The organism is Streptomyces sp. NPDC006326, assembly GCF_040612915.1.
GTDB lineage: Bacteria > Actinomycetota > Actinomycetes > Streptomycetales > Streptomycetaceae > Streptomyces.
Window position 1 is genome coordinate 224,643 of sequence record NZ_JBEXRC010000006.1, and the last position, 11,001, is coordinate 235,643.

General features: G+C 72.7%; 10 protein-coding genes. 8 read left to right on the top strand and 2 right to left on the bottom strand.

All coding sequences use genetic code 11. From position 1 onward, the window contains the following. Positions 1 to 43: 43 nt before the first annotated feature. The 3 genes from ABZ128_RS07630 to ilvD all read left to right on the top strand — a co-directional run bounded on the left by ABZ128_RS07630 (position 44) and on the right by ilvD (position 3,462). Positions 44 to 874 carry a sugar phosphate isomerase/epimerase gene (locus ABZ128_RS07630; RefSeq protein ID WP_356846681.1) on the top strand — a complete coding sequence of 277 codons (831 nt, stop codon included), beginning with the start codon at positions 44 to 46 and terminating at the stop codon, positions 872 to 874. Further along, the gene (locus ABZ128_RS07635; protein ID WP_356846682.1) at positions 871 to 1,488 is read left to right on the top strand and encodes a TetR family transcriptional regulator; all 618 of its coding nucleotides are present in this window, start codon (positions 871 to 873) and stop codon (positions 1,486 to 1,488) included. Before ABZ128_RS07630 ends, ABZ128_RS07635 begins: the two co-directional genes overlap by 4 nt. A gap of 123 nt (positions 1,489 to 1,611) precedes the next feature. Further along, the gene (ilvD, locus tag ABZ128_RS07640; protein WP_356846683.1) at positions 1,612 to 3,462 is read left to right on the top strand and encodes a dihydroxy-acid dehydratase; all 1,851 of its coding nucleotides are present in this window, start codon (positions 1,612 to 1,614) and stop codon (positions 3,460 to 3,462) included. Between the two features lie 134 nt (positions 3,463 to 3,596). Here ilvD and ABZ128_RS07645 read toward each other — a convergent pair whose 3' ends face one another. Further along, positions 3,597 to 5,741: a serine/threonine-protein kinase gene (locus tag ABZ128_RS07645; protein ID WP_356846684.1), complete on the bottom strand. Its 2,145-nt coding sequence runs from the start codon at positions 5,739 to 5,741 to the stop codon at positions 3,597 to 3,599. A 106-nt stretch (positions 5,742 to 5,847) separates the two neighbouring features. On the opposite strand from ABZ128_RS07645, the gene ABZ128_RS07650 reads away from it, so the two are divergent. From ABZ128_RS07650 to proC, 5 genes are all read left to right on the top strand, one after another. Next, positions 5,848 to 6,159, top strand: coding sequence for an SH3 domain-containing protein (locus ABZ128_RS07650; RefSeq protein WP_356846685.1), 312 nt, complete (start codon positions 5,848 to 5,850; stop codon positions 6,157 to 6,159). An 88-nt stretch (positions 6,160 to 6,247) separates the two neighbouring features. Next, the gene (locus tag ABZ128_RS07655; protein WP_356846686.1) at positions 6,248 to 6,757 is read left to right on the top strand and encodes a hypothetical protein; all 510 of its coding nucleotides are present in this window, start codon (positions 6,248 to 6,250) and stop codon (positions 6,755 to 6,757) included. A gap of 48 nt (positions 6,758 to 6,805) precedes the next feature. Continuing rightward, entirely contained in the window at positions 6,806 to 7,624 is an 819-nt protein-coding gene (locus ABZ128_RS07660) for an ABC transporter ATP-binding protein (RefSeq protein ID WP_356846688.1), read from the top strand. A gap of 14 nt (positions 7,625 to 7,638) precedes the next feature. Then, positions 7,639 to 8,376, top strand: a complete 738-nt coding sequence (locus ABZ128_RS07665) for an ABC transporter permease (protein ID WP_356846709.1) — start codon at positions 7,639 to 7,641, stop codon at positions 8,374 to 8,376. A 91-nt stretch (positions 8,377 to 8,467) separates the two neighbouring features. Beyond that, complete coding sequence (gene proC / locus ABZ128_RS07670; RefSeq protein ID WP_356846689.1) at positions 8,468 to 9,277, top strand: pyrroline-5-carboxylate reductase; 810 nt, start codon at positions 8,468 to 8,470, stop codon at positions 9,275 to 9,277. A 51-nt stretch (positions 9,278 to 9,328) separates the two neighbouring features. Here the strand turns inward: proC and trpS are convergent, their stop codons facing one another. Further along, positions 9,329 to 10,330: a tryptophan--tRNA ligase gene (trpS, locus tag ABZ128_RS07675; protein ID WP_356846690.1), complete on the bottom strand. Its 1,002-nt coding sequence runs from the start codon at positions 10,328 to 10,330 to the stop codon at positions 9,329 to 9,331. Positions 10,331 to 11,001: the final 671 nt, after the last annotated feature.

Here is an 11,001-nt window from a genome sequence, read left to right on the forward strand (position 1 = left end):
GTTGTCACGGCGGGGGGCGGGCCGGGGACCGTAACCTGTCCCCGTGGCAAAACCAGTCCGCATTCCGACCGCGAAGGTCGCGCTGTCCACCGCCTCCGTCTACCCGGAGACCACGGCGACCGCCTTCGAGATCGCCGCCCGCCTCGGCTACGACGGCGTCGAGGTCATGGTCTGGACGGACCCGGTCAGCCAGGACATCGACGCCCTGCGCCGGCTGTCGGACTACCACCACGTGCCGATCCTGGCGATCCACGCCCCCTGTCTGCTGATCACCCAGCGGGTCTGGTCCACCGACCCCTGGACCAAACTGCAGCGCGCCCGGGCCGCGGCCGAACGCCTCGGGGCGAGCACCGTCGTGGTCCACCCGCCCTTCCGGTGGCAGCGCCAGTACGCCCGCGACTTCGTCGGCGGCATCTGGCGCATGGCCGAGGAGACGGACGTGCGGTTCGCCGTCGAGAACATGTACCCCTGGCGCTACCGCGACAGGGAGATGCTCGCCTACGCGCCCGAGTGGGACGTGACGAAGGACGACTACCGGCACTACACCGTCGACCTCTCGCACACCGCGACCGCCCGCACCGACGCCGCCGCCATGGTCGACCGCATGGGGGAGCGGCTGGCGCACGTGCACCTGGCCGACGGAAACGGTTCGGCGAAGGACGAGCACCTCGTCCCCGGCCGCGGCACGCAGCCGTGCGCGGAGCTGCTGGAGCGGCTCGCCCGGGTCTCCTTCGACGGGCACGTCGTCATCGAGGTCAACACCCGCCGCGCCATGTCCTCCGCGGAGCGCGAAGCCGATCTCGCCGAGGCCCTCGCCTTCACCCGTCTCCACCTCGCCACCTCGGCGAGCCCGATCAAGAGCCCCCGCCGATGACGCAGCCCGCCAAGCCCCGCCGCGGCCCCGGCCGCCCCCGCCAGGACGAGGCCGACAGCGGCCCGGGCGCCCAGGAGCGCATCCGGCTCGCGGCCCGCGAGGAGTTCGCCGCCCGCGGCTACGACAAGACCTCCGTACGCGGCATCGCCAAGGCCGCCGGCGTGGACCCGGCGCTGGTCCACCACTACTTCGGCACCAAGGACGATCTCTTCGCCGAGGCCATCGAGCTGAGCATGGAGCCCGCCCTCGTCGTCCCCGCGGTCCTCGGCGAGGGCCCGGACGGGATCGGCGAGCGCCTGGCCCGCTACTTTCTCGGCATCTGGGAGAACCCGGTCACCCGCGCCCCGCTCCTCGCCGTCATGCGCTCGGCCCTCACCCACGAGGCGGCGGCCAAGGTCCTGCGCGGCCTGGTCCTGCGCCGGGTCCTGGAACGGGTCGCCGCCGATCTCGACGTCCCCGACCCCACCTTCCGCGCCGAGCTCGCCGCCTCCCACATGGTCGGCATCGCGATCCTGCGCTACGTCGTCCAGGTCGAGCCGCTCGCCTCCGCGGAGCCGGAGGCCATCGTGGCCCTGGTCGCCCCGACCCTCCAGCGCTATCTGACCGAAGACTGAGCCGCCCGTCCCGGGATGCGGACATCCTGTCCGTATCCCGGGCCAGGGGCGTAGCCTCGTAACTGAGTCATACCTACCGTCGCGGCCGCGCTCGCGCAGCCGCACTCATGGGGAGTGAACCCGATGCCCGAGCTGAGGTCCCGCACCGTCACCCACGGCCGCAACATGGCAGGCGCACGTGCGCTGATGCGCGCCTCGGGCGTAGCGAGCGAGGACATCGGCAAGCCGATCATCGCGGTCGCCAACTCCTTCACGGAGTTCGTCCCCGGCCACACGCACCTGGCCCCGGTCGGGCGGATCGTCTCCGACGCCATCCGCGCAGCGGGCGCCGTCCCGCGCGAGTTCAACACGATCGCCGTCGACGACGGCATCGCCATGGGCCACGCCGGCATGCTCTATTCGCTGCCGTCCCGCGACCTGATCGCGGACAGCGTGGAGTACATGGTCGAGGCGCACTGCGCCGACGCCCTGATCTGCATCTCCAACTGCGACAAGATCACCCCCGGCATGCTGATGGCCGCGATGCGCCTGAACATCCCGGTCGTGTTCGTGTCCGGCGGCCCGATGGAGGCCGGCCAGGCCACGCTGGTGGACGGCACCGTCCGCAAGCTGGACCTGATCGACGCCATGGTCGACGCCTCCAACGAGAACGTCTCCGACGAGGACGTGCTGCGGATCGAGGAGAACGCCTGTCCCACCTGCGGCTCCTGTTCCGGCATGTTCACCGCCAACTCGATGAACTGCCTCGCCGAGGCCATCGGCCTGGCCCTCCCCGGCAACGGCTCCGTCCTCGCCACGCACACCGCCCGCCGCGCCCTGTACGAGAACGCCGGCCGGACCGTCGTCGAGATCACCAAGCGGTACTACGAGCAGGACGACGCCTCGGTCCTGCCGCGCAACATCGCCACCCGTGAGGCCTTCGAGAACGCCATGGCGCTCGACATCGCCATGGGCGGCTCCACGAACACGATCCTGCACCTGCTCGCCGCGGCGCAGGAGGCCGGCCTGGACTACGACCTCAAGGACATCGACGAGGTCTCGCGCCGCGTCCCGTGCCTGGCCAAGGTCGCCCCGAACGTGGCGCCCGGCGGCACCTACTACATGGAGGACGTCCACCGCGCCGGCGGCATCCCCGCCATCCTCGGCGAGCTGCACCGCGGCGGTCTGCTGAACAAGGACGTCACCACCGTCCACTCCACGAACCTGGAGGACTGGCTCGGCACGTGGGACGCCCGTTCCGGCACGGCTTCGCAGGAGGCCATGGAGCTGTGGCACGCGGCCCCCGGGTGCAAGCGCTCCGCGACCGCCTTCTCGCAGTCCGAGCGCTGGGAGTCCCTGGACCTGGACGCGGAGGGCGGCTGCATCCGCTCCGTCGCGCACGCCTACTCCAAGGACGGCGGCCTCGCCGTCCTGCGCGGCAACATCGCCGAGGACGGCTGCGTCGTGAAGACGGCCGGCGTCGACGAGTCGATCTGGACCTTCGAGGGCCCGGCGGTCGTCTGCGAGTCGCAGGACGAGGCCGTCGACAAGATCCTGCGCAAGGAGGTCAAGGCGGGCGACGTCGTCGTCATCCGCTACGAGGGCCCGCGCGGCGGCCCCGGCATGCAGGAGATGCTCTACCCGACGTCGTTCCTCAAGGGCCGCGGCCTCGGCAAGGTGTGCGCCCTGGTGACGGACGGCCGCTTCTCCGGCGGCACGTCGGGCCTGTCCATCGGCCACGCCTCCCCGGAGGCGGCCTCGGGCGGCACCATCGCCCTGGTCGAGGACGGTGACCGCATCCGCATCGACATCCCGAACCGCAGCATCGACCTGCTGGTCCCGGAGGAGACCCTCGCGGCCCGCCGCGAGGCCCTCGGCGGGGTCTACGCCCCGAAGAACCGCGAACGCCAGGTCTCGGCGGCGCTGCGCGCGTACGCGGCGATGGCGACGAGCGCGGACAAGGGCGCGGTCCGGGACGTGAGCCGGCTGGGCTGAGGCCGGCCCGTTCACCACGGCTTTCCTGCCGGCCCCCGGGCCCGGCCTCCGAGGACGCGGAGGCCGGGCCCGGGGCCGTTCCGGGGGTCGTTGCCGGGGGCCGTTCCGGGCCCCGCCGGGCCGAACCCGCCGCGCTACCAGCCCGACGGGTTCGCGGTCGGCACCGCGAAGAGGGAGCCGTCCGGGGACGAGGCGTAGACCCGGCCGGCCGAAACCACCGGCGCCGCCAGCGTCGCCGTGAAGCGGTTCCCGGCGTCCCCCATCCGGGGGGCGGTCTGGCCCGCCAGCCGCCCCGTCCCCGCGTCGACGGCCAGCAGCCGCCCGTCCGGTGCCGTCAGGTACACCCGGCCGTCGGCGGAAACCGGCCGCGAGGCCACCGTCACGCCGGTCTCCAGCCGCCACTGCTCCTTGCCGGGCCCGACCGCCACCAGCGCGCCCGAGGTGCCCGACACGTACACGACCCCGTCCGCACCCACCGTCGCCTCGGCGTCGAACAGCGGCGCGGCCAACCGCACCCGCTGCGCCGCACCCTGCCCTGCGGCCCCGACCCGCACCACCGCCGTCGTCTTCCCGGACGCGTCGCCGTCCAGCAGGTACAGGCCGTCCCGCGCCGTCCCGACCGGCCGCAGCCGCCCCGGGGTGCGGACCTGCCAGCGCAGCGCTCCGTTCGCCGGATCCACCGCCGCGACCTGCGTCGCCCCGCCGTCGCCCTCGGGCGTCGCCACGTACAGGGCGGCCGCCGGGGCCTGCGCCGCCCACCACACCGATCCGGTCCCGCCGATCCGCCGGGACCACCGGGTCTGGCCGCTCGCCGCGTCCAGCGCACTGACCTCGCCCGTCGGCCCGACGAGCAGCACCTGCCCGCCCGCGGCCACCGCCCGCGCCCCGCCGGCCAGCTTCCGCTTCCAGCGCTCCGCGCCCGTACCCGGATCCAGCGCCTGGAGCGTTTCGCTGCCCGGCGCCACGACGAGGACCAGCCCGCCCGCGTGCTGCGGCGCACCGTCCGTCGCCGTCCGGGCGGCCGGGCCACTCGCCGCCACGGACCACACGGTCGAGCCGTTCGCCGGGTCGATCCGGGCCGCGGCCAGGCCGGGGGCGGCGCAGTACAGGGCCCCCGACTGCCAGGAGCACGCCCCCGGGCCGCCCGCGCCACCGCCCGCCTTGGCGAGCTGCACGGCCCACGGCGTGACCGGCGCGGGCTGCGCCGCCGCGGCAGTCGACCCGGTCGCCCCGGCCGCGGTCCTCGCCCCCGCCCCGAACTGTAGGTATCCGCCGCCGGCCAGCAGCAGCAGCGCCGCCCCCGCCCCGGCCGCCACCGCCACCCGCCTGCCCCGCCGCTCCGCGGGCCGCCGCAGGGGGGCTTCGATCCGCTCCCGCCGGTGCGTGGGCTCCCCGGCCCCGGCGGGGGACGCCTCCACGGGCCGGCGCGGCCGCGGGACGAAGGCCTGGGTGTCCTCGCCCGTCGGGTACGCGATCGCCCGCATCGAGGCGATCAGTTCGTCGGCGGTGGGCCGCTGCGCCGGATCCTTGGCCAGGCAGCGCGCCACGAGCGGCGCGAGCAGCGGCGGCAGACCCGTCAGATCGGGCTCGCTGTGCACCACCTGGTACGCCACCAGGTAGTGGCTGTCGGAGTCGAAGGGGCCGTGCCCGGTGGCCGCGTGGACGAGTACGGCCCCCAGCGCGAACACGTCCGCCGCCGAGCCCACCTCCCGCGGCCGCTGGAACTGCTCCGGCGCCATGAACGGCGGCGTGCCGATCAGCTTCCCGGTCTCCGTCCGCAGATCACTGTCCGCAGGCCGCGAGATCCCGAAGTCGATGACCCGCACCCCGTCCGGGGCCATCAGCACGTTGCTCGGCTTCAGATCGCGGTGCACCACCCCCGCCCGGTGGATGTCGCGCAGGGCCTCCGCCAGCCCCGCGGCGAGCCTGCCGAGCTCGGCCGGGTCCAGCACCTGCGCCCGTACGCGCTCGGCCAGCGTCGGGGCGTCGATGAACAGGGTGGCCATCCAGGGCCGTTCGGCATCCGGATCGGCGTCCACGACCGGCGCGGTGAAGGCTCCGCTCACCCGCCGGGCCGCCGCCACCTCCTGCCGGAAGCGAGCCCGGAACTCCGGGTCGACCGCATGCTCGGCGTGCACGATCTTGACGGCGAGTTTCAGCCCCGAGTCCGAGGTGGCCAGGTGGACCACGCCCATGCCGCCGGATCCCAGCACGGACTCCAGCCGGTACTGCCCGGCGTACTCCGGAAACCCCGCGTGATCCGCGCGCAGCGCATGCACCGCTCACCACCCCCGCCGGAGCCTAGTCGATACGCCGTATGAATCTCCAAGGGCCTGCTACCCTGCGCGAGTTGCGCACGGCAACGCCCACGGGGGGAGATTTCACATGTCGGTCGAGAACGAATCCAGCCATACGGAAGGCATCGCGAGCCTGGCCGAGGGCTCCGGTTTCCAGACCTTCCCGGTGGCTCCCGGCTACCGGCTGAACGTCCGCAGCGGGCCCGGCACCAACTACTCGGTCATCGACACCCTGCCGTACGGCGCCACCGTCACCATCCGCTGCCAGTGCGACGGCACCACCGTCTCGGGCCCGTACGGCACCTCGAACATCTGGGACTGCATCGGCAACGGCCGTTTCGTCTCCGACGCCTACGTGAAGACGGGCAGCGACGGCTACGTGGCCACCCACTGCGCCTGACCGCGCCGCCGGGCCGGGCACCCCAGTCGTCCGTCTGACACGTGAGACAACCCTGGCCCGGCCCACCCCGCGGGGGATAATCGCCGGTGTGAGCGACGACCAGCGAGACCAGCGCGACCAGAGCACCGCCGGCCCCCGGCCCGAGCCGATCCGCTTCTTCGGCACCACCTGGGTGCACCACGACGGCGGCTACGCCCTGCGCCGCGCCGCCCTCGCCCTCGGCTCGCTGGTCACGGCCGTCGCCGCCGCCGTGCTGCTCCGCCTCTCCTACGAGGGCCTGGAGATCGGCAACGTCGGCCCCTTCCTCAGCATCTCCGTCGTCGTCCTCTTCGCGATCGCCAGCTCCATCGCCTTCGTCAAGACCTGGGACTCCTTCAGCCGCCGCCCGCGTCCCTCCTCCGACGAGGCCGCCCTCAAGGGGCTGAAGACGATCGGTTTCATCGGCTCCCTCATCGCGTACTTCCTGCGGTGCTTCGCCGAAGCCCCGGGCGAGAAGCTGCGCCGCGCCGAGTACGAGCGCGCCTCGGCGGAGTACGCCCGCCGCCGCAGCACCCGTACGGGCAACCCGGCCGCGCGCCGCCCCAAGCGCAAGAAGTAGTCCCCGGCCGCGTTGACGGCGGGCACCCGCAGGAGCATTATTCATCACATGATGAATAACAGGGACCGTGCGGCCGACGACCCCGACAGCCCCCCGTCCGCCGCCGTCCACGCCCACGACCTCACCGTCCGCCGCGGCACCGGCCGCCACCCCCGCACCGTCCTCGACTCCCTCGCCTTCGACGTCCCCCGCGGCCGCATCACCGGCCTCCTCGGCCCCTCCGGCTGCGGCAAATCCACCCTCATGCGCGCCGTCGTCGGCACCCAGGCCCACGTCACCGGCACCCTCCACGTCCTCGGCCGCCCCGCCGGCCACCCCGCACTGCGCGCCCGCATCGGCTACGTCACCCAGGCCCCCTCCGTCTACGACGACCTCACCGTCCGCCAGAACCTCGACTACTTCGCCGCCGTCCTCGCCCCCGGCCGCGCCGCCGCCGACCGCCGCGCCGCCACCGTCACCCGCGCCATCGCCGACGTCGACCTCACCGGCCACGCCGACGCCCTCGCCGGCAACCTCTCCGGCGGCCAGCGCAGCCGCGTCTCCCTCGCCGTCGCCCTGCTCGGCACCCCCGAGCTCCTCGTCCTCGACGAACCCACCGTCGGCCTCGACCCCGTCCTGCGCCGCGACCTGTGGAACCTCTTCCACGACATCACCACCGCCCGCGGCACCACGATCCTCGTCTCCTCCCACGTCATGGACGAGGCCGAGCGCTGCCACGACCTCCTCCTCATGCGCGAAGGCCGGATCCTCGCCCAGGACACCCCCGACGCCCTGCGCACCCGCACCCACTCCGCCACCGTCGAAGAGGGCTTCCTCCGCCTCGTCGACGAGGCCGACACCCTCGCCGCCCAGGAGACGACCCCGTGACCGCCACCACCGCAATGAGCGGCGCCCGCACCGCCGCCACCGCCGCCCGCGTCCTGCGCCAGCTGCGCCACGACCCGCGCTCCATCGCCCTGATGCTGCTGGTCCCCGTACTGATGCTCACCCTGCTGCGCTTCGTCTTCGACGGCAGCCCCCGCACCTTCGACAGCATCGGTGCCTCGCTCCTCGGGATCTTCCCCCTCATCACCATGTTCCTGGTGACCTCCATCGCCACCCTCCGCGAACGCACCTCCGGCACCCTCGAACGCCTCCTCGCCATGCCGCTCGGCAAGGGCGACCTCATCGCCGGCTACGCCCTCGCCTTCGGCGCCGTCGCCGTCGTCCAGTCCCTCCTCGCCACCGGCCTCGCCCTGTGGCTCCTCGGTCTCGACGTGGTCGGCTCGCCCTGGCTGCTCCTGCTCGTCGCCCTCCTCGACGCCCTCCTCGGGACCGCCCTCGGACTGTTCGTCTCGGCCTTCGCCGCCTCCGAGTTCCAGGCCGTCCAGTTCATGCCGGCGGTGATCTTCCCCCAGCTCCTGCTCTGCGGACTCTTCACGCCCCGCGACACCATGCAGCCCGTCCTGGAAGGACTCTCGAACGTCCTGCCCATGTCCTACGCCGTCGACGGCATGACCCAGGTCCTCACCCACACCGACATGACCGCCGACTTCGTCCGCGACGCCGCCGTCGTCGCCGCGTGCGCCCTGCTCGTCCTCGCCCTCGGCGCGGCCACCCTCCGCCGCCGCACCCCCTGACCACGGAGCGGACAGCGCCTCGTCACGACACCCACGGGTGCAAGGATGAGGACGTACGTCCTGAAGGTTCGTTCGGCGAGGTGAATCGGGCATGACCCAGACAGTCGCAGTCCTCGGTACCGGCAAGATCGGCGAGGCCCTGCTCAGCGGGATGATCCGCGGCGGCCGGCCCGCCTCCAAACTCCTCGTCACCGCCCGCCGCGCCGAACGCGCCGAGGAGCTCCGCGCCCGCTACGGCGTCGAAGCCGTCGGCAACGCCGAGGCCGCCAAGCGCGCCGACACCCTCATCCTCACCGTCAAGCCCCAGGACATGGGCAAGCTCCTCGAAGAGCTCGCCCCGCACGTCCCCGCCGACCGCCTCGTCATCAGCGGCGCCGCCGGCATCCCCACCTCCTTCTTCGAGGAGCGGCTCGCCCCCGGCACGCCCGTCGTCCGGGTCATGACCAACACCCCCGCCCTCGTCGACGAGGCCATGTCCGTCATCTCGGCCGGCAGCCACGCCACCGCCGAACACCTCGCCCACACCGAGGAGATCTTCGGCGGCGTCGGCAAGACCCTGCGCGTCCCCGAATCCCAGCAGGACGCGGCCACCGCCCTCTCCGGCTCGGGCCCCGCGTACTTCTACTTCCTCGTCGAGGCGATGACCGACGCCGGCATCCTCCTCGGCCTGCCCCGCGCCCAGGCCCACGACCTCATCGTGCAGGCCGCGATCGGCGCCGCCGTGATGCTCCGCGACAGCGGCGAACACCCCGTCAAGCTCCGCGAGGCCGTCACCTCCCCCGCCGGCACCACCATCAACGCCATCGTCGAACTGGAACGCCACGGCGTACGCGCCGCCCTCATCGCCGCCCTCGAAGCGGCCCGCGACCGCAGCCGCGAGCTCGCCTCCGGCAACAGCTGACCCGGCGGTACGGGGCCCCGCGCGCGCAGGGCCCCGTACCCGCACCACCGGCTACGGGGCCAGCAGCCCGATCGCCTCGTACGCCCGGTCGACCACCGGCCGCGCAACGGCCCGCGCCCGCTCGGCCCCCTCCCGCAGCACCTTCTCCACCCCGCCCGGATCGGCCGCCAGCTCGGCATGCCGCTCCTGCACGGGCCGCAGCAACTCCACCACCGCGTCGGCGACGTCCCGCTTCAGCGCCCCGTACCCGCCGTACCCCTCGGCGAGCACGGCCGGATCGGCCCCGGTACAGGCGGCCAGCACGTCCAGCAGGTTCGCCACGCCCGGCCGCGCCTCGCGGTCGTAGACCACCCCGCCGTCCCCGCTGTCCGTCACGGCCCGCATGACCTTCTTCCGGATCACCCCGGGCTCGTCGAGCATGAACACCACACCGGGCCCCGTCCCGCCGGACTTCCCCATCTTGGACGTCGGGTCCTGGAGGTCCATGACGCGAGCGGCCACCTTCGGCAGCGTCACCTTCGGCACCGTGAACGTGTGCCCGTACCGCTGGTTGAACCGCACCGCCAGGTCCCGGGCCAGCTCCACGTGCTGACGCTGGTCTTCCCCCACCGGCACCTCGTCGGTCCGGTACGCCAGGATGTCGGCGGCCATCAGCACGGGATAGGTGAGCAGCGACAGCCGGACGCCCTCCCCGGAGGCCTGTGCCTTCGCGGCCTTCTCCTTGTACTGGATCATCCGCCGCAGCTCCCCGTCGGTGGCGGTGCACTCCAGCACGTACGACAGCCGGGTGTGCTCGTCGACGTGGCTCTGCATGAAGAGGGTGCACTTGTCCGGGTCCAGCCCGGAGGCCAGGAACAGCGTGGCCGCCTGCCTGCTTAGCCGGCGCACCCGGGCAGGATCGTGCTCGACGGTCAGCGCATGGAGGTCGACGACGCAGAAGAGCGCCTCGTCCGGCTCCTGGTCGGCGGCGACCCACTGCCGTACGGCGCCCAGGTAGTTCCCCAGCGTCAGGTGCCCGGTCGGCTTGATCCCGCTGAAGATCCTCGTCGTCATGTCCGTCTCCCTCTTGGTTCCGCTGCCGAGTGGCTGTGGTGGGGGCCGCCGTGTGGGGCGACCGGGCCACTCCCGGAGGGGGAGGAACAGAAACGGCCGCCGGGGGCGGCGGCCGTGAGCGCGTGTGCTCGCGTGGAAGGTGGGCCGCCGTCAGGCGGCCCACCAGCGAAGGCTGGACGTGAGCGCACGCGTAGTCATGGGGACAGGCTAGCCGTTCGGGTGGCTGCTGTCCGGGAGTTGACACACGCTTGCCGGATCCGTAAGGTTCTTCGAGTTGTCCGACGTGAGCGCCGACCTTGGTCGGTCCCCGGACAGCCATTCCGCACTACTCATTCGAACGAACGACTCATTTGGTCGTCTCGTTTTCATGCGTATTTGCGAATGAGGAATCCGTGTCCGAGGACGCGGCCGCCGATTAGGTTCGGGGGCAAGGAATCCGCTACTGTCTCACTCGCCGCAAGGGCCCAACAGCCCGAGCAGCACCGACAGTCGGGGCCGAAAGGGTCTGATAGAGTCGGAATCGCCGGAAAGGGAAAACGCGAAAGCGAAGGACCTGGAAAGCGAAGCGGGACCGGCTCTGATAGAGTCGGAAACGCAAGAACGAAGGGAAGCCCGGAGGAAAGCCCGAGAGGGTGAGTACAAAGGAAGCGTCCGTTCCTTGAGAACTCAAC